Annotated in this window: 15 protein-coding genes; 7 read left to right on the forward strand and 8 right to left on the reverse strand. The window is 71.1% G+C overall.

All coding sequences use genetic code 11. The annotated features are described in order from the left end of the window. The coding region (locus ACFWY6_RS21665; protein WP_384692735.1) for a DEAD/DEAH box helicase at positions 1–1,538 on the reverse strand (1,538 nt) is incomplete at its 3' end. 200 nt (positions 1,539–1,738) lie between these two features. Here ACFWY6_RS21665 and ACFWY6_RS21670 point away from each other — a divergent pair. After that, positions 1,739–2,332, forward strand: a complete 594-nt coding sequence (locus tag ACFWY6_RS21670; RefSeq protein ID WP_384692737.1) for a GNAT family N-acetyltransferase — start codon at positions 1,739–1,741, stop codon at positions 2,330–2,332. A gap of 41 nt (positions 2,333–2,373) precedes the next feature. Next, the gene (locus ACFWY6_RS21675) at positions 2,374–3,561 is read left to right on the forward strand and encodes a winged helix-turn-helix domain-containing protein (RefSeq protein WP_384692740.1); all 1,188 of its coding nucleotides are present in this window, start codon (positions 2,374–2,376) and stop codon (positions 3,559–3,561) included. A 13-nt stretch (positions 3,562–3,574) separates the two neighbouring features. Here ACFWY6_RS21675 and ACFWY6_RS21680 read toward each other — a convergent pair whose 3' ends face one another. The 7 genes from ACFWY6_RS21680 to mtnA form a co-directional block, all read right to left on the reverse strand. Beyond that, a complete protein-coding gene (locus tag ACFWY6_RS21680; protein WP_384692743.1) occupies positions 3,575–4,318 on the reverse strand; it encodes a response regulator in 744 nt (247 codons plus the stop codon). Positions 4,319–4,512: 194 nt separating this feature from the next. Beyond that, complete coding sequence (gene hpf, locus ACFWY6_RS21685; protein WP_384692746.1) at positions 4,513–5,205, reverse strand: ribosome hibernation-promoting factor, HPF/YfiA family; 693 nt, start codon at positions 5,203–5,205, stop codon at positions 4,513–4,515. 314 nt (positions 5,206–5,519) lie between these two features. After that, positions 5,520–6,305 carry a ComF family protein gene (locus tag ACFWY6_RS21690; protein WP_384692749.1) on the reverse strand — a complete coding sequence of 262 codons (786 nt, stop codon included), beginning with the start codon at positions 6,303–6,305 and terminating at the stop codon, positions 5,520–5,522. Between the two features lie 173 nt (positions 6,306–6,478). Next, a complete protein-coding gene (locus ACFWY6_RS21695; RefSeq protein WP_384692751.1) occupies positions 6,479–8,338 on the reverse strand; it encodes an LpqB family beta-propeller domain-containing protein in 1,860 nt (619 codons plus the stop codon). Further along, complete coding sequence (gene mtrB, locus ACFWY6_RS21700; protein WP_384692753.1) at positions 8,328–10,457, reverse strand: MtrAB system histidine kinase MtrB; 2,130 nt, start codon at positions 10,455–10,457, stop codon at positions 8,328–8,330. The genes ACFWY6_RS21695 and mtrB overlap by 11 nt, the downstream gene beginning before the upstream one ends. A gap of 1 nt (position 10,458) precedes the next feature. Beyond that, entirely contained in the window at positions 10,459–11,148 is a 690-nt protein-coding gene (gene mtrA / locus ACFWY6_RS21705; protein ID WP_189176211.1) for a two-component system response regulator MtrA, read from the reverse strand. A gap of 131 nt (positions 11,149–11,279) precedes the next feature. Continuing rightward, positions 11,280–12,494: an S-methyl-5-thioribose-1-phosphate isomerase gene (gene mtnA / locus ACFWY6_RS21710; RefSeq protein ID WP_384692754.1), complete on the reverse strand. Its 1,215-nt coding sequence runs from the start codon at positions 12,492–12,494 to the stop codon at positions 11,280–11,282. A gap of 140 nt (positions 12,495–12,634) precedes the next feature. Between mtnA and ACFWY6_RS21715 the strand changes: the two genes are divergently transcribed. The 5 genes from ACFWY6_RS21715 to ACFWY6_RS21735 all read left to right on the forward strand — a co-directional run bounded on the left by ACFWY6_RS21715 (position 12,635) and on the right by ACFWY6_RS21735 (position 18,416). Continuing rightward, positions 12,635–13,918 (forward strand): glycerophosphoryl diester phosphodiesterase membrane domain-containing protein, encoded by a 1,284-nt coding sequence (locus tag ACFWY6_RS21715; RefSeq protein ID WP_384692757.1) that lies wholly within the window; start codon positions 12,635–12,637, stop codon positions 13,916–13,918. A gap of 19 nt (positions 13,919–13,937) precedes the next feature. Next, positions 13,938–14,627 carry a DUF4129 domain-containing protein gene (locus ACFWY6_RS21720; protein ID WP_384692766.1) on the forward strand — a complete coding sequence of 230 codons (690 nt, stop codon included), beginning with the start codon at positions 13,938–13,940 and terminating at the stop codon, positions 14,625–14,627. Positions 14,628–14,965: 338 nt separating this feature from the next. Next, positions 14,966–16,126 (forward strand): DUF4350 domain-containing protein, encoded by a 1,161-nt coding sequence (locus tag ACFWY6_RS21725; protein WP_384692769.1) that lies wholly within the window; start codon positions 14,966–14,968, stop codon positions 16,124–16,126. Continuing rightward, entirely contained in the window at positions 16,126–17,106 is a 981-nt protein-coding gene (locus tag ACFWY6_RS21730; RefSeq protein ID WP_384692761.1) for an AAA family ATPase, read from the forward strand. The genes ACFWY6_RS21725 and ACFWY6_RS21730 overlap by 1 nt, the downstream gene beginning before the upstream one ends. Next, a complete protein-coding gene (locus tag ACFWY6_RS21735) occupies positions 17,106–18,416 on the forward strand; it encodes a DUF58 domain-containing protein (protein WP_384692763.1) in 1,311 nt (436 codons plus the stop codon). Before ACFWY6_RS21730 ends, ACFWY6_RS21735 begins: the two co-directional genes overlap by 1 nt. Positions 18,417–18,532: the final 116 nt, after the last annotated feature.

Genomic DNA, 18,532 nt, shown 5'->3' on the forward strand with positions numbered 1-18,532 from the left:
GCGCGCGCGCGCGCGGGGGCGCGGGCCCGGGCCGCGCCCCCGGGGCGCCGGCCGCGGCCCCACCGCCGCCCGCGCGGGGGGGGGGGGTGGCGGAACCCATCTGGCCCACCCCCCCCGCGCTTCGACAGCTGCTGCGAGAGGTACTCCGACTTCTCCACGGAAGTGGTGCCGACCAGGATCGGCTGCCCCTTCTCGTGCTTCTCCGCGATGTCGTCGACGACGGCGGCGAACTTGGCGACCTCGGTGCGGTAGATCAGGTCCGACTGGTCGGCGCGGACCATGGGCCGGTTCGTCGGGATCGGCACGACGCCCAGCTTGTAGATCTGGTGGAACTCGGCGGCCTCGGTCATGGCCGTACCGGTCATGCCGCAGAGGCCGGGGGTTTCCTTGCCGTCGTGGTCATGGCGCTTGTAGAGCCGGAAGAAGTTCTGAAGGGTGATCGTGGCCAAGGTCTGGTTCTCGTCCTTGATGTCCACCCCTTCCTTCGCCTCGATCGCCTGGTGCATGCCTTCGTTGTAGCGGCGGCCGGCGAGGATACGGCCGGTGTGCTCGTCGACGATCATGACTTCGCCGTCGATGACGACGTAGTCCTTGTCCTTCTTGAAGAGTTCCTTGGCCTTGATGGCGTTGTTCAGGTAACCCACGAGCGGCGTGTTGACCGACTCGTAGAGGTTGTCGATGCCCAGCCAGTCCTCGACCTTGGAGACGCCGGACTCGTGGATGGCGACGGTGCGCTTCTTCTCGTCGACCTCGTAGTCGCCGGTCTCCTCGATGCCCTTGAGGGTGTTGCCGGCCTCGCCCTTGGTGAGGCGGGTGACCAACTTGGCGAAGTCGCCGTACCACTTGGTGGCCTGGTCGGCGGGGCCGGAGATGATCAGCGGCGTACGGGCCTCGTCCACGAGGATCGAGTCGACCTCGTCGACGATCGCGAAGTTGTGGCCGCGCTGCACCAGTTCGTCCTTCGACCACGCCATGTTGTCGCGCAGGTAGTCGAATCCGAACTCGTTGTTCGTGCCGTACGTGATGTCGCTGGCGTACTGCTCGCGGCGCTGGGCCGGCGTCATGTTGGCGATGATGCAGCCGACGGACAGGCCCAGGAACTTGTGGACGCGGCCCATCATCTCGGAGTCGCGCTCGGCCAGGTAGTCGTTGACCGTGATCAGGTGCACGCCCTTGCCCGAAAGGGCGTTGAGGTACGCGGGAAGCGTGCCGACGAGCGTCTTGCCCTCACCGGTCTTCATCTCGGCCACATAGCCGAGGTGCAGCGCGGCGCCGCCCATCATCTGCACGTCGTAGTGCCGCTGGCCGAGGACACGCTTGGCGGCCTCGCGCACCGTGGCGAAGGCTTCGGGGAGCAGGTCGTCGAGGGTCTCGCCGTCGGCGTACCGCTCCTTGTACTCATCGGTCAGCGCGCGCAGCTCGGCGTCGGAGAGGCTGACGAAGTCCTCTTCGATGGAGTTGACCTGGTCCGCGATGCGGTGCAGCTTGCGCAGGATCTTGCCTTCGCCTGCACGCATGATCTTCGAGAGGACGGACACGAGGGTTGGTCTCCTTGCCGGTCGGGCCTGGCATGGTCGGTTTACTCATGGGGCAACGGCCATCGTAAGCGAGGAGCGGGCCGCGCCGGGAGGTCTGCCAATACGTCAACGGACGTGGGGCCTGGAAGGTGCCGGTTTCCGACGATGACCGCCGGTGAAAAGCACTGGCCCGAAGTCCCGGGCGCCAGCAGAATCGCCGGATGGAGCCCGTCACCCTCAGCACCGAGCGCCTGAGCCTGCGCACGTTCACGCCGGACGACACCGACGAGACGTACGCGGCCTGCCAGGACCCCGACATCCAGCGCTGGACCACGATTCCCTCGCCGTACGCGCGCGTGGACGCCGAGGGCTTCATCGGAGGCATGGTCCCGGACGGCTGGCGCCACGACACGGAGTACACCTTCGCCGTACGTCCCCGGGAAGGCGGCCCGCTGATCGCCGCGGCCAGCCTGCACCACCCGCGCTCGGGCGCCTGGGAGGTCGGCTTCTGGACGGCGAAGGAGCACCGGGGCTGCGGCTATATGACGGAGACGGTCCTCGCCCTGGCCAGGTGGGCCTTCACCGACCTGGGCTGCACCCGCCTGGAGTGGCGCGCCGAGGTCGGCAACACGGGCTCCCGCACGGTCGCGGAGAAGGCGGGCTTCACCATGGAGGGCACCCTGCGGGCCGGCCTCCTGAACAAGGGCACACTCCGCGACTGCTGGGTGGGCGCCCTGCTCCCGGCAGACGTGTCCCTGCCGTCGAGCCGGCCCTACCTGCCCGCCCCGGCGGAACGGCAGGCTCCGGTCCGCTAGGCCCGCCGTGTTGTCAGTGCCGCCCCCTATCGTTTCGGAGCATGACGAGCCTGCCGCGCCCCGCCACCGACCTGTCCGCCGATGAGGCCCGCCGCATCGTGCTCCGCGCCCAGGGGTTTCTGGGCGCCCCGGACCGCAGGTCCGGCGTGCGGGGCGTGCTGCGGCACCTCGGCGCGGTCCAGCTCGACACGATCTCGGTGCTCGCCCGCTCCCACGAGCTCATTCCGTACGCGCGTCTCGGCGCCGTAGGCCGCGACAGGATCGAGGCGGCGTACTGGGACGGCGCGTCCGGCACGGGCCCGGCCCGGCCGCACGCCTTCGAGTACTGGTCGCATGCCGCGTGCATCCTGCCCATCGAGGAGTGGCCGCACTTCGCCTTCCGCCGCCGCGCCTACCGCACCCGGCCGCACTGGCACCACGACCTGCCGGACGGTGCGTACGACACGGTCATCAAGCAGCTCACCGCCGAAGGCCCCCTCACGGCCACCGAGTTGGGCGGCGCGAAGAACAAGGGCGAGTGGTGGGACTGGTCGGACGCGAAGGTCGCCGTCGAGCGCGCGCTGATGTACGGCGAGGTGGTCTGCACCGAGCGGCGCAGCTGGAAGCGGGTGTACGACCTCGCGGAGCGCGCGATCCCGGACCCGCTGCTCCACGACGACCTGGACGACACGGAGTGCCTGCGCCGCCTGGTCCGCCTGGCGGGACAGGCGCTTGGCGTCGGCACCCGCGCGGACATCGCGGACTACCACCGCCTCAAGGGCGAGCAGTTCGACGCGGTGGTCGCGGACTCGGGCCTGGTCCCGGTGACGGTGCAGGGCTGGGACAAGCCCGCCTGGGCGGACCCGGCAGCCCTGGAGACCACGCCGCGCGGCCGCCACCGCACGACGCTCCTGTCCCCCTTCGACTCCCTGATCTGGGAGCGGGCGCGCACGGAGCGGATCTTCGGCTTCACCCACCGGCTCGAGGCGTACGTCCCCAAGCCGAAGCGGATCCACGGCTACTTCGCGATGCCGGTCCTGGCCGGGGGACAGCTGGTCGGCCGCGTGGACCCGGCCCGTGAGGGCAGCACGCTGGTCGCCAGGCAGATCTCCCTCGACAGCCCCAAGGCCGTGCCCGCGGTGGCGCAGGCGCTCCGCGAGGCGGCGTCCTGGGTCAACTGCGACTCCGTACGCGTGGAGCGCGTGAACAGACCGGAGCTGACCGCGGAACTGGTCCGCGCCCTCACCTGATCCGCGCCCGGCCTCACCTGATCTCGAGAATCTTCTCCCGCATCGCGTAGACGACGGCCTCCATCCTGGAGTGCAGCTGCAGCTTCTCCAGGATGTTGCGCACGTGGTTCTTCACGGTGTTCTCGGAGATGAACAGCTCCTTCGCGATATCGCGGTTGTTCATCCCCGTGGCCACCAGCTTCAGCACTTCCAGTTCGCGGTCGGTCAGCCGCGGCGCGGGCACCAGTCTGCGCTCATCGGTGCGCTGGATCATCGATTTGAACTCGGTGAGCAGCTTGGAGGCCATGGACGGGCTGATCTGCGACTGCCCGTCGGCCACCGCGCGAATCGCCGTGGCCACCTCGTCGGTGGAAATCTCCTTGAGGAGATAACCGGTCGCCCCCGCCTTGATCGCGTCGTAAAGATCGGCCTCTTCATCACTGATGGTCAGCATGATGATCTTGGCACTGGGTGCCACCTCCTTGATGGAGGTGCACGCCTCGATGCCTCCGCGCTTGGGCATCCGTACGTCCATCAGCACGATGTCCGGCAGCAGGTCAGCGGCCTTGTCCACCGCCTCGGCGCCGTCCCCCGCCTCCCCGACCACCTGAATGTCCTCCTCGGCGGCGAGGACGATCTCCAGGCCCCGGCGGAAGAGCGCGTGGTCGTCCACCACAAGGACCCTGATGGGCTCCTTGCGCGGTGCGCCCGCGTCCGTGCCGATGCCGATGCCGTCGTCGGCGTCATCGTCCCGCATCGGTCCGAAGCTGTCCGCCATCGTTCCTCCCCCTGAAGGCCATGGCCCGTTGTGCGTTGGCTGCGCCAACCCGAGGCACCAGCCTGCCGGTTGGCCGGCTCGCCCATGATTTCATGCCCGGGCCGCGGTGCGGTGCGCGCAGGGGTCGCATGATGGTGCCCCTGGGGGCGCACGCGCGCTCCAGGGGCACCTGTTCAGCTCTCGGCCGGCTGAGGTCAGCCGCCGAGCGCACCGCCCCCGCCGGCCGACTGGGCCTGCGCGACCATCGGGTCGGTATTGAGGCGGATGACGCCGTAGTCGTAGGCGTGCCGCCGGTAGACGACACTCGGTTCCTTCGTCTCCGAGTCGACGAACAAGTAGAAGTCGTGCCCGACCAGCTCCATCTCGTAGAGCGCCTGGTCGAGCGACATGGGGGCCGCGACGTGGGTCTTCTCGCGGACCACGAGGGGGCCTTCGCCCTGGATCTCCAGTGAGCCGATCCTCTTGACCGGCACGCCGTCGGGCTCTTCCTCACGTGCGACGGTGCCGTCTCCGTTGAGGTACGCCGCGTCCGGGACCCGCTCGGCGACTTCGGCGGCGGAGAGCCTGCCGGTGCCTCGCCGGTTGTGGCGCTTCTCGTGCTGCTTGCGCAGCCGGGCGTCCAGCTTGGCCGTGGCCAGGTCGAGCGCCGCGTACGGGTCAGTTGCCGAGGCTTCCGCGCGGATCACAGGTCCGCGCCCGCGGAGAGTGATCTCCACCCGGTCGGAACGGTCGGCCTGACGCGGGTTGGTTTCCTTGGACACCTCGACGTCGAGGCTGATCACCTTGCCGTCGAGCTTCTGGATCTTCTCCAGCTTCAGCTTCTCGGCCACGTGCTTGCGGAACCGCTCGGGCACCTCGGTCTTGCGGCCCTTGACGACGATGTCCACGCAGAACTCCGTTCCCGGATCGCTCCGCTTCGGCGGCGGAGCATCTCCCTTTTGCACCAGGCCCCGGTGACTCCCGGAGCCTCGGACTCGGTGACTTCCACCTCCTCCTCCCCCGCGAACAAGATCTCCACCCCGGCCGGTCCGGGTGATTGCGAAAACCCTGCGACCGGCATTCCGATATACGAGGGACGGCGTCCGCCATTCCTCACAACCGAACATATCTCGCCCGGACGGATGTCGTCACCCTCTACTGACGCGTACCTCCATTCAGGGGTATTGGCCCTCTCACTACCTGCAACGATGCAAGTTCCCAGTCAGTTCCGGTTTATTTCGAAGGATTCCGGTGAAGCGGCGACAACGGCCGCGCTGATCGCGTTCTCGCCCGTGATTTCACGGGCTGTTACCGGCGCCGCCCGCCCTATCGAATCCGTGTGTACGTCACGCATTGCGCGGGCAGCCTCGGCCAGGGACGCACCCGTGGTCATCAGGTCGTCCACGATCACCACCCGGCCGCCCCCGGCGAGCAGCCGGCGAGCACCCGCGGTCACCTCCAGGGCTCCGGCCAGATTGGCCTGCCGCTGACGGGAGTTGAGCCCCGACTGGTCGGCCACGGCGCGCCGCTGGCGCAGCACGCAGAGCACCCGGGCCCGCGTGCCCGCCCCGCGCAGCTCGCCCGCGGCGGCCAGCGCGATCCGCCGCACCGGGTCGTGCCCCCGCGCCCGCACGGCTCCCCGCGCCGACGGCACGGGCACCAGCAGTACCGCCCCGTCACCCTCCGCAGCGCCCCGCGTCCCGGCCCGCGTCCCCGCCCGCAGTCCGGCCCGCACCGCCCCCGCGAGACCCGCGCCGAGCGGCCCCGCAAGCGCCAGAGCGCCCCGTTCCTTGTGCGCGAGCAGCACGGCCCGCACCGCGTCCTCGTACGGAGCCGCGGCGTGCACCACCGGCAGCCCCGGCGGCCGAGGATCCGGCCGCACCCGGCACGGCACGGCCCCGCACAGGGCCTCGCGGCACCCCGCACACAGCGCCGCACGAGGCCTCCCGCAGCCTCCGCACTCGGCCGGCAGCACCAGATCGGTGAGGTCCTGCCACCACCCCCGCATGTCCTCCACTGTGCCAAGGCGCGAACAGCCCTGCCACCCCTGTGGAAAACCTCCTGTGGACAACTCCACGGCACGACAGAGGCGTTACCCCCGATCGGGGGACGGTCAGCCCGGATGGGCCGGGGGTCGGCCCGGACAGACGGGGGACTGGCCGGCCCGGACAGACCGGAGCGTCAGCCCGGATAGACCGGAGCCGTGCCTTCCTTCACCACCGTCTGCCACTGCGCGCCCGTCGGCAGCCGCACGATCCCGTCGTCCGAGTGCGCCACCAGCGGCTGCCGCTCGTCCTCCGACGCCGCGATCTCCTTCACGCCGGTGAGGCCGGGCAGCGTCGCGCCCGGCAGCGCCGAGCCGTCGGACTGGACGTACCGGATCTGCTGCACACCACCGGACTCGCGCCCGACCACCACGAGGCGGCTGCCGCCCGCCCAGGACATGGCGGTGACCTCCTCCATCTGCGGTGCCGCCCGGCGCAGTTCGACCACCGAGATGTCCGGCTGCTCACCCTTGGTGCCGGTCCGCTCGACGCGGCCGATCCGCAGGGACGTCTTGCCGTCCTTCTTCACCAGGAGCGCGATGCGCACGCCGTCCGCCGACACCCGCACCGCCTCGATCCGTCCGTCGAGGCCCGCGATCTTCACCTGCATCGGCTCGCCCGCGCCCTGGTCGAGCCAGAGCAGCCGCGATCCCTTCCCGTCGCGGTCGGCCACCCAGAGGTCGCCCCTGCCGTCCCAACTGGGCGTGGAGAAACCGTCCTCCTCCGACTTCGCCTTGCTGCGCGCCTCCGGCTTGCCCAGCGGGCTGCCCGGCGTCAGCGACCCCATGTACAGCGAGCGCCCGTCGAGCGACACCCCGGCCGCGCGCTCCTCGTCACGCGACACGGCGGCCGTACGCAACGACTTCGAGCCCTCGCCCAACGGCCCTGGCACCTGCACCGGTTCGGCCTTGCTGCCCGCGACGCCCGCGGGCATCCGCACCAGGCGCTTCTTGTCGTCGACGAGGTACTGGTAATCGGGGTGGTCGGCGGTGCGATGCGGCGCCACGGTCTCGGCCCGGTCCTCGCTCAGGACACACAGCTGCGACCCGTTGGAGCGCTGCAGCTCCACCTCCTTGACGCTCGACGACTTCAAGTCCTGGAGCGTGAAGAGCAGTTGCGCCGCCATCTTGGTGCACAACCCCTGGTCGTAGTTGTCGGCCTCCTTGTTCAGCGGCACCGTCAACTTGTTCTGGTCGTCGGGCGCCAGCGTCTTGGTGCCCTCCTTGAGCCGCGTACCGCCCGGGAAGATCGTGGTGACCACCGGCTTGAGCCAGTTCGTCGGCCCTTCGAGCAGGGCCTTGACCGTCTCCGTCAACGGGTCTATTCGCTGCCGTATGTAGACGGGGTCGGCGACGAGCGCCTCCTGGCCGCCGCCCGCACCGGTCTTGGACGAATTCGACGCGTAGTAGTACTTGTTGACGGACCAGTAGATGCGCTGGAAGTCGGACTGCCCGAGCACGACCCCCTGCGGCACCCGGTCGATCCGCCACTCCTTGCCGTTGGGCCCGTCCTGCCGCGTGAGATGGACCGTCTCGCTGTACGCGTCATTGTTGAGCTGGTACGCGTGCTGCTTGTCCACCGTGGCGACCTTGCGCCCGGTCAGCGGGAACGAACGGCCGTTCTGGTCACGGTCGCCGGGGTTCCCCGAGCCGGTGCTCGGACCGTCCGCGAGCACCGTGGTCCGCAGATCCGGCTGCCAGCTCCTGGACGCTTCCTTGGTCAGATACTTGCGGGCCATGTCGAACTGAGGATCATCGCTGGTGAGCGCCTCGAGGAAGCCCGAGACGATCTCCAGGGGGCCCGCGTTCTCGCCCGGCGGCATCGCGTAGACGCGGACCTGCGACTGCGAGTCGGGCCGCTGGGACGCGTCGACCGCCTTCAGGTTCCCGCTGTCGGGCATCGACGCACAGCCCGCGAGCAGCGCCCCGCAGCAGCCGAACAGCACACCTGCCCCCAGCGGACGCCGGTGACCGCGTCGATCGTGGTCAGCGCCCACGAGAGGCCTCCCCTTCCCTGACAGGATCCACTTCCGCGGCCGCCGCTTCCCTCGCCTCGTCCTTCGGCGGACGCGGCTCTCCGGAGCCCTCGTCCGCCCCGGCGGCACCGCCCTGCGGCTCGTCGCCCGGCCTCGCCTCGTCGTCCAGGGGCCGCCGCGGCACGACCCGCGCACCGCTGCCGGGCAGCGCCGCCGGATCCACCGCCATGGCCGCCTGCGCGAGCCTCGGCGCGATCGGCGCCCTCGCCGGGACGGGCGGCGCCACCCGCTCCGCCGCCGACGGCTGGGCCGGCACCGTGGCCAGCTTGCTCAGACCGCCGAGCGGAAGACCGGCATCGTTCAGTCCGCGGTGGCGGCGCGAGTCCTCGGGCTCCAGGGGTATCGGCGATCCCCGGAGCGCCTCGTCGGCCGTACGCGGCAGGGTGAGCCGGAACTGCGAACCACCGCCGGGCTCGCCCCACGCCTGCAGCCAGCCGCCGTGCAGCCGTGCGTCCTCCAGGGCGATGGAAAGCCCGAGTCCCGTACCACCGGTGGTACGCGCGCGTGCCGGGTCGGCCCGCCAGAAGCGGCTGAAGACCCGGGTCGCCTCGCCGGGCTTGAGCCCCACTCCGTAGTCCCGCACAGCAACGGCGACCGCGCCGCCCGCCGCAGCGAGCCGCACCACGACGTCCTGGCCCTCACCGTGCTCCACGGCGTTGACGACGAGATTCCGCAGCACCCGCTCGACCCGCCGGGCGTCGGCCTCGGCGATCACCGGCTGCTGGTCCCCGACGATCCGTACGTGCGTGCCCTTGCGCTCGGCCAGCGGCTCCGCGCCGCCCACGACCCTGCGGACGACCTCCCGCAGATCTATCGGCTCGGCCTCGAGCGCCGCGGCGCCGGCGTCGAACCGGCTGATCTCGAGCAGATCCGCGAGCAGCGTCTCGAACCGGTCCAGCTGATCGGCGAGCAGCTCGGCCGACCGCGCCGTCACCGGATCGAAGTCCACGCGCGCGTCGTGGATGACATCGGCCGCCATCCGCACGGTCGTCAACGGCGTACGCAGCTCATGCGACACATCGGACACGAACCGCCGCTGCATCCGAGACAGCTCCTCCAGCTGCTGGATCTTCAGCTGCAGGTTCTGCGCCATCTTGTTGAAGGCCTCACCGAGCCGGGCGATGTCGTCCTCTCCGGTGACCTTCATACGTTCCTGAAGGCGCCCGGCGGACAGCCGCTCGGCGACGCCGGCCGCCATCCGTACCGGCGTCACGACCTGGCGCACCACAAGCCACGCGATGGCACCGAGAAGCACCACCACAAACAGTCCTGCCGTGGCGAGCGTCGTCCGCACCACCCCGAGCGACTCCTCCTCCTGCGTCAGCGGGAAGAGGTAGTACAGCTGGTAGGCATCGCCATTGAGGTCATTGAGCCGCTTGCCGATCACCAGACCGGGCTGCGCGTCACGACCGTCGTTGAAGACGATCCGTGTATTGGCCTGATAGGCCCTGGTGCCCTTGTCGACGCTCTCGCGCAGCTCCTCGGGCACGCTCTGGATCGGATCCACGCCCCCGGAGGCGCGCGGTCCGCGCACACTGCCGCCGTCGCCCGTGGACGTGGGGCTCAGCGTCACCACGTTGAAGGCGCTCTGACCGCCGCTGGAGAGCTGCTCCACCAGGTCGGACATCCACACGGCCGTGGGCGGTGTGGTCCGGCCGTCCGGCGTGCCGCTGTCCTGCCCGGCACTCGGCCTGGCCGAGTTCGCCTGCTCCTGAGCGGCCCGGAAGCCGCCGTCGGCCTGGCTCTGCGAGGCCTTCACCTTGGCCTTGAGCAGGCCGTTGTTCACGGAACTCATGACGGCGAAGCCCAGCATCAGGACGACACCGAGCGACATGAGCAGCGTCGTGACGACGACCTTCAGCTGGATGTTGCGCCGCCACAGCCGCAGCGCGGGCAGCAGCGGACGCCGCACCCAGCGCGAGAAGAGCCTCAGGACGGGGCTGCCCTGCACCCCGCCCTGCAACAGCAGACCGCCGTCGAGGAGCCGCCCGAACGTGGAGCCGCGCCGCGCCGGTCCTCCAGTCCGCCCCGAGCGGCCACCCGGAGCCCCGGGCGGTGCGGGGGAACTGTCCCGGGACACGTCAGCTCGGTCCGGCCTTGTAACCGACACCACGGACGGTCACCACGATCTCCGGCCGCTCCGGGTCCCGCTCGACCTTCGAGCGCAGCCGCTGCACGTGCACGTTCACCAGACGGGTGTCCGCCGCGTGCCGATAGCCCCAGACCTGCTCGAGCAGCACCTCACGCGTGAACACCTGCCACGGCTTGCGCGCCAGCGCGACCAGCAGGTCGAACTCGAGCGGCGTCAGCGCGATCGACTGCCCGTCCCGCTTCACGGAGTGCCCCGCCACGTCGATGACCAGGTCACCGATGGCCAGCTGCTCCGGCGCGGGCTCCTCCGACCTCCGCAGCCGCGCCCTGATCCGGGCCACGAGCTCCTTCGGCTTGAAGGGCTTCACGATGTAGTCATCAGCGCCGGACTCAAGCCCGACCACGACGTCCACGGTGTCGCTCTTGGCCGTGAGCATGACGATCGGCACCCCGGACTCCGCCCTGATCAGGCGGCACACCTCGATGCCATCACGGCCCGGCAACATCAAATCCAGCAGTACAAGATCCGGCTTTGCCTCCCTGAAAGCGGCCAGCGCCTTGTCGCCATCAGCTACGAACGACGGCTCAAAACCTTCACCACGCAGCACAATCCCGAGCATCTCGGCCAGTGCGGTGTCGTCGTCGACGACAAGGACTCGTCCCTTCATGCCTGACATCATCCCATTCTCGTAACGGTGACCGGGGCGCTGGTGAGGCAGGTCACTGACCTGTGACGATAGTCGTATATGGCCACTACTGTCTGCGGTCGTCCACGGCTGTGGATATCAGCCACCGATATCGCCCACCGATGTCAGCGGGATCCGGCGCACAGCTCGGCAAGGCCCACCGCCGTCACGGGCGACACGACGCCCTCCTCGGTGACGATCGCCGTCACCAGTTCCGGCGGCGTCACATCGAAGGCGGGGTTGTACGCCTGGGTCCCCAGAGGTGCCACCGCGATCCCGCCTCCCGCCTCCGCGCCGGCCACCGGCACATAGGGTGCCGTGACCTCCGTCACTTCATGACTCGCCCGCTGCTCGACCTCGATGGATGCCCCGTCCGGGGTGTCCGGGTCCACGGTCGTGACCGGTGCCACCACGATGAACGGAACGTGGTGGTAGCGGGCCAGCACAGCGAGCGGATAGCTCCCCACCTTGTTGGCCACCGAACCGTCGGCGGCAATGCGGTCGGCGCCGATCAACACGGCGTCCACCTCTCCTGCCGCGAACAGCGACCCCGCCGCGTTGTCCGTGAGCAAGGTGTACGCCATTCCGCTGCGCGCCGCCTCATACGCCGTGAGCCTCGAACCCTGCAGCAACGGACGCGTCTCGTCCACCCACAGCCTGCGCAGCCGCCCTGTGCGGTGCGCCGCGAGCGCCACCGCGAACGCCGTGCCCTCACCGCCGGAGACCAGCGCCCCGGTGTTGCAGTGGGTCAGGATCCGGTGCTGGCCGCCCGGCAGCAGCTCGTCGAGCAGCGCCAGACCGTGCACCGCCATCCGCGCGCTGGCCTCGGCATCCTCCCGGTGCAGTGCCTTCGCCTCCGCGAGCGCCGCCGCGGCCGCCTCCTCCTGGCCGGCCCCGCCCGACAGCGCCGAGCGGTACGCCGCGTGAGCCCTGCGCACGCCGTACCCGAGGTTGACCGCGGTGGGCCTGGCCCCCGCGAGCGCGTCCGCCGCCGCGTCCACGTCGAAGCCGCGTACGGCGGCGAGCGCGACGCCGTACGCCCCGGCGATCCCGAGCAGCGGCGCCCCGCGCACGGCGAGCGTGCGGATCGCCTGCACCAGTGCGGGCGCGTCGGTGCACACCAGCTCCGCCTCCTCGCCCGGCAGCCTGGTCTGGTCGAGGAGGACCAGTACGGGGCCCTCCGGTGGCTCGTCCCAGCGGATCGCGGGAGACGTGGGCGCCACAGGGGTCGCACGAGACGTGGGCGCCACAGGGGGCGCGGACGTCGCAGGGGTCGCAGGGGTCGCGGAGGTCTGAGTCGGCCGTATGTCCTCGCCGGATTGCGCGTACTGATCAGCCATCCGTCCAGTCTGCCCCGTACCGGACGGACAATTGAAGGTGTGCAGCCCCTACGGCACCCGGTCACCACCGGGGCACGCCGTGGCACGATGGCTGGCAACCTGCCGCCGCGACCGCGGACGGGCACCGTGAAGGAGCGACGATGAACGACACTCCGGGCTGGGCTTCGCCCGGATCTGCCCCCTCCGACGACGGACAGGACTCCGGCAAGGAACCCACCGAGCCCGCGGACCAGCCGGACGGTCCGGGTTCCAAGTGGTCCAAGGAGCAGCCGCCACCCGCCCAGTGGTCCGCACCGAGCCCTCCGCCCGCCGGCCAGACCCCGCCCCCGCCACCACCGCCGCCCGGCGGAGGCTGGGGCGGCGGACGCCCCGGCGGCCCCGGTCCCGGCGGCCCCGGCGGCTACCCCGGCTGGGGCGCATGGCAGGGCCCGCCGCCCGCCGCCAAGCCCGGTGTCATCCCGCTGCGGCCGCTCGGCGTCGGCGAGATCCTGGACGGCGCGGTCTCCACGATGCGCACGCACTGGCGCACGGTCCTCGGCATCTCCCTCGCCGTGGCCGTGTTCACGGAAGTCCTCGTCATCCTGCTGCAGGGACTCGTCCTCAACGACACCGCCGACACGGACGCCCTCAACGACCCGAGCGCGACAGTCGGCGAACTGACCCGAGCCCTCGGCGACACCCTGCTCAGCTCCGGCGTGGTCCTGCTGATCACCCTGCTCGGCACGATCGTCGCCACGGCTCTGCTCACGATGGTCACCAGCCGCGCGGTGCTCGGCAAGTCGGTGACCACGGCGGAGGCCTGGCGGGACGCCAAGCCGCAGCTGCCGAGGCTGATCGGCCTGACGCTGTTGCTTCCGCTCATCGGCGGCGCCGTCGTCGCCATCGGCATCATGCCGGGCGTACTGATCGCGCTGGCCGGCGGATCCGACGCGGGTGTCAGCCTCGCCGTCCTCGGCGGATTCGGCGCTCTGATCGTCGCCATCTGGCTGCTGATCCGCTTCTCGCTCGCCTCGCCCGCCCTGATGCTCGAGAAGCAGGGCGTGAAGAAGTCGATGACCCGCTCCGTGAAGCTGGTCCGCGGCTCCTGGTGGCGGGTCTTCGGCATCCAGCTGCTCGCCGCGATCATCGCCAACGTCGTCGCGTCGATCATCGTGATCCCGTTCACCCTCATCGCGGGCGCGGTGAGCGGCGACGGCGTCACCGGCTTCCTCGACAGCGGCACCGGCGAGCTCGGCTGGACCTTCCTGATCGTCAGCGGCATCGGCTCGGTGATCGGCTCCATGCTCACCTTCCCGATCACCGCAGGCGTGACGGTGCTGCTCTACATCGACCAGCGGATCCGCCGCGAAGCCCTCGACCTGGAACTCGCCCGCGCCGCGGGCCTCCAGGGCGGATCCGACGCCCCCGGCACACCCGGGAGCTGATGCGGTGAGGGGGGACGTACTGCGGGGACTCGGGGCGGGGGCATCGCTCCTGCCCCGCACAGGCGAGGACCCACCGGTGACGATTCCGCGCGGGCCCGCACGGGAGGCGGCCGAGCGCGAACTGTCCAAGCCGATGTACCACGAGAACGACCCCAGCCTCCTGCAGCGGGCCCTGAGCCGCTTCTGGGAGTGGGTCGACGACCTGTTCACCGCCGCCTCGGGCGCGACCCCGGGCGGCAGCTTCGGCCTCCTGGTCATCGTCCTCGCCGTGCTGGCCGTCGTCGCGGCCCTCTGGTGGCGCCTCGGCACCCCCCTCCGGGCCCTCACCTCCTCCCCCGCCCTCTTCGACGACCGCCCCCGCAGCGCGGCGGAACACCGCGCCGCCGCCGAGGCACACGCCGCCCAGGGCCACTGGAACCAGGCCGTCCAGGAGCGCATGCGGGCCATCGTCCGCTCCCTGGAGGAACGCGCTCTCCTGGACCCCCGCCCCGGCCGCACCGCCGACGAGGCGGCAGCCGAGGCCTCCCTCACCCTTCCCGCGCACACGGCCCGACTGCGCACCGCCGCCCAGGAGTTCGACGACGTGACATACGGCGGCCGCACCGCCACCGAAGCCGCGTACGCCCTCATGTCCGACCTGGACGAAACCCTGACCCGCACCAAGCCGACCCTCACCCACAGCCCCCTCCCCCAGGGAGCCCCCAAGTGACCGGCCCCGCACACCCTCCCGACCCGAACACCCCCACCAACCACCCCACCTCGCACACGCCTCCCGCCACCCCCGAAGCACCCACCCCAGGCACCTCGAACCCGGGCGACACACCCCTGCCGACCGACCCCACGCACTCCTCCACCCCAGGCACCCCCACCAACCACCCGCCCTCCGACACACCTCCCCGCACCCCCGAAGCACCCACCCCAAGCCCCTCGAACCCGGGCAAGGCACCCTCGCCAAGCGGCTCCCCCGTCGCCACCGCGCCCCCGGCCCCCCTTCAGCGGTCCGCCCCCGCGACCACCTCCACGACCCCGGCGCCTGCCTCCACCTCCATCTCGGCCACCCCCCGCCGGATCTGGACCCGAACCCGCGGCATCCTGCTCGCCCTGGTCGTCCTCCTGGCTGCCGCCATCGCGATCGCCGCGGTCCGCTCCGGAACCCAGCACGGCCGGCTCGACCCTCGTTCCGCCGACCCCTACGGCAGCCGTGCCGTCGCCGAACTCCTCGCCGACCAGGGCGTGTCCACCCGCGTCGTCACCACCTCCGAAGAGGCCCGGTCCGCGGCAGGCCCGGACACCACGCTCTTGGTGACCTCCCCCGACCTGCTCACCGACCGCCAGCAGTCGCGCCTCCACGCGGCCACCAAGGACTCCGGAGGCCGCACCGTCCTCCTCACCCCCGGAACCCCGTCGATCGGCGCCCTCGCCCCCGGGGTCACCGCCGACGCCACCCCCAGCCTCGACTCGACGCTCTCCCCCCGCTGCTCCCTGCCCGCCGCACAGCGCGCCGGCTCCGCGGACGTGGGCGGCCTCCGCTACGACACCCTCGCCCCGGACGCCGACGCCTGCTACCTCAGCGACGGCCTGCCCAGCCTCCTCCAGCTCCCGGCCGCCGACGGAGAGGGCGACACCGTCGTACTCGGCGCCCCCGACATCCTCTTCAACGACCGCCTCGACGAGCACGGCAACGCCTCGCTCGCCCTGCAACTCCTCGGTTCCCGCCCCCACTTGGTCTGGTACCTCCCCTCGCTCGCCGACGACGCCGCGACCGACGCCGAAGACCGCGACTTCTTCGACCTGATCCCCTCCGGCTGGCTCTGGGGCACCCTGCAACTCACCATCGCCGCCGTACTAGCCGCCCTCTGGCGCGCCCGCCGCCTCGGCCCGCTGGTCCCCGAACGCCTCCCCGTCGCCATCCGCGCCTCCGAAACCGTCGAAGGCCGCGCCCGCCTCTACCGCAAGGCGAACGCCCGCGACCGCGCGGCAGCAGCACTCCGCTCGGCGACCCGCACCCGCCTCGCCCCCCTCGTCGGCGTATCCCCCGCCCAGGCGCACGCGCCCGAGACCCTGCTCCCCGCCCTGACCGCCCGGCTCCACACCCCCGGCCAGGACCTGCTTCCCCTCCTCTTCGGCCAACCCCCCGGCAACGACGCAGCCTTGATCGCCCTCGCCGACCAACTCGACGCCCTCGAAAGAGAGGTACGTTCTTCATGATGGACCCGACCACTGACAACGCCGGGAGCTCCGGCAGCGCCCGCTCCTCCCTGGAGTCCCTGCGCACCGAGATCTCCAAGGCCGTGGTCGGCCAGGACCCCGCGGTGACGGGCCTCGTCGTGGCCCTCCTCTGCCGCGGCCACGTCCTCCTCGAAGGCGTCCCCGGAGTGGCGAAAACCCTGCTCGTACGCGCCCTCGCCGCATCCCTCGAACTCGACACCAAGCGCGTCCAGTTCACCCCCGACCTGATGCCGAGCGACATCACGGGCTCCCTCATCTACGACGCCCGCACCACCGAGTTCTCGTTCCAGCCGGGCCCGGTCTTCACCAACCTCCTGCTCGCCGACGAGATCAACCGCACCCCGCCCAAGACCCAGTCCTCCCTCCTCGAAGCGATGGAGGAACGCCAGGTCACGGTCGACGGCACGCCCCGCCCGCTCCCCGAGCCCTTCCTGGTGGCGGCCACCCAGAACCCGGTCGAGTACGAAGGCACGTACCCACTCCCCGAAGCCCAGTTGGACCGCTTCCTCCTCAAGCTCACGGTCCCGCTCCCCTCCCGCCAGGACGAGATCAACGTCCTCACGCGCCACGCCGACGGCTTCAACCCCCGCGACCTGCGCGCCGCCGGCGTACGCCCCGTCGCCGGCCCCGGGGACCTGGAAGCCGCCCGCACAGCGGTCGCCAAGACCAGCGTCTCCCCCGAGATCACCGCCTACGTGGTGGACATCTGCCGCGCCACCCGCGAGTCCCCGTCCCTCACGCTCGGCGTCTCCCCCCGCGGCGCGACGGCGCTCCTCTCCACGGCCCGCGCCTGGGCCTGGCTGACCGGCCGCGACTACGTCATCCCCGACGACGTGAAGGCCCTCGCCCTCCCCACCCTCCGCCACCGCGTCCAACTACGCCCCGAGGCCGAGATGGAGGGCGTGACGGCCGACTCCGTCATCAACGCGATCCTCGCCCACGTCCCGGTCCCCCGCTGATGGCCCTCACCGGCCGCACCGCCCTCCTGGCGGCCATCGGCAGCCTCCCCGTGGGCCTCTGGGACCCGAGCTGGACCGGCATCCTCGCCGTCAACACCCCCCTGGCCCTGGCCTGCGCCTGCGACTTCGCCCTGGCCGCCCCCGTACGCCGCCTCGGCCTGACCCGCTCGGGCGACACTTCCGTACGTCTCGGCGACACCGCCGACATCGACCTGACCATCACCAACACCTCCGGCCGCCCCCTGCGCGCCCAGCTCCGCGACGCCTGGCCGCCCAGCAGCTGGCAGCCCGGCACCGAAGTCGAGGCGTCCCGACACCGGCTGACGATCCCTCCGGGCGAGCGCCGCCGCCTCACCACACGCCTGCGCCCCACCCGCCGAGGCGACCACCAGTCCGACCGCGTCACCATCCGCTCGTACGGCCCCCTGGGCCTCCTCACCCGCCAGGGCAGCCACAAAGTCCCCTGGACACTCCGGGTCCTGCCCCCATTCACCAGCCGGAAGCACCTCCCCTCCAAGCTGGCCCGCCTCCGCGAACTCGACGGCCGCACCAGCATGCTGACCCGCGGTCAGGGCACCGAGTTCGACAGCCTTCGCGACTATGTCCCCGGTGACGACACCCGCTCCATCGACTGGCGCGCCACCGCCCGCCAGTCCACCGTCGCCATCCGCACCTGGCGCCCGGAACGGGACCGCCACATCCTGCTGGTCCTCGACACCGGCCGCACGTCAGCGGGCCGAGTCGGCGACGCCCCTCGCCTGGACGCCTCCATGGACGCCGCGCTGCTCCTCGCCGCCCTGGCCTCCCGAGCCGGCGACCGCGTGGACCTTCTCGCATACGACCGCCGGGTACGCGCCCTCGTCCAGGGCAAGGCCGCGGGCGAAGTCCTCCCCTCGGTCGTCAACGCCCTGGCCACACTGGAACCGGAACTCGTCGAAACAGACGCCCGTGGCCTGACCTCAACAGCCCTCCGCACCGCCAACCGCGGCTCCTTGATCGTGCTACTGACCAGCCTCGACGCGGCCCCCATCGAAGAGGGCCTGCTCCCGGTGCTCTCCCGCCTCACCCAGCGTCACAAGGTCCTGCTGGCATCGGTCGCGGACCCGCACATCGAGCAGATGGCCAAGGCCCGAGGAACAACCGAGGCCGTCTACGACGCCGCAGCAGCCGCCCAGGCCAACGCGGAACGCCACCGCACAGCAGAACAACTCATCCGGCACGGCGTCACAGTCGTAGACGCAACACCGACAGAGCTGCCCCCCGCTCTGGCGGACGCTTACCTGTCCCTGAAAGCGGCCGGCCGCCTCTGACGAAAGGGAAACCCCTGAAATGAAAAGGGGAAGCACCCCTTAAACGCAGAAAACCCCCGCACCGTATCCCGGTGCGGGGGTTTCCCATTCAAAAATAGTTCGGCGGCGTCCTACTC

The sequence above is a fragment of the Streptomyces sp. NPDC059037 genome (assembly GCF_042740015.1).
Lineage (GTDB): Bacteria > Actinomycetota > Actinomycetes > Streptomycetales > Streptomycetaceae > Streptomyces.

Bases quoted from the DNA above. Each gene is read 5' to 3' on its own strand.
- ACFWY6_RS21670 (WP_384692737.1), top strand. From the start codon at position 1,739: ATGGAGCCCGTCACCCTCAGCACCGAGCGCCTGAGCCTGCGCACGTTC.
- ACFWY6_RS21675 (WP_384692740.1), top strand. From the start codon at position 2,374: ATGACGAGCCTGCCGCGCCCCGCCACCGACCTGTCCGCCGATGAGGCC.
- ACFWY6_RS21680 (WP_384692743.1), bottom strand. From the start codon at position 4,318: ATGGCGGACAGCTTCGGACCGATGCGGGACGATGACGCCGACGACGGC.
- ACFWY6_RS21690 (WP_384692749.1), bottom strand. From the start codon at position 6,305: ATGCGGGGGTGGTGGCAGGACCTCACCGATCTGGTGCTGCCGGCCGAG.
- mtrA (WP_189176211.1), bottom strand. From the start codon at position 11,148: ATGATGTCAGGCATGAAGGGACGAGTCCTTGTCGTCGACGACGACACC.
- mtnA (WP_384692754.1), bottom strand. From the start codon at position 12,494: ATGGCTGATCAGTACGCGCAATCCGGCGAGGACATACGGCCGACTCAG.
- ACFWY6_RS21715 (WP_384692757.1), top strand. From the start codon at position 12,635: ATGAACGACACTCCGGGCTGGGCTTCGCCCGGATCTGCCCCCTCCGAC.
- ACFWY6_RS21730 (WP_384692761.1), top strand. From the start codon at position 16,126: ATGGACCCGACCACTGACAACGCCGGGAGCTCCGGCAGCGCCCGCTCC.
- ACFWY6_RS21735 (WP_384692763.1), top strand. From the start codon at position 17,106: ATGGCCCTCACCGGCCGCACCGCCCTCCTGGCGGCCATCGGCAGCCTC.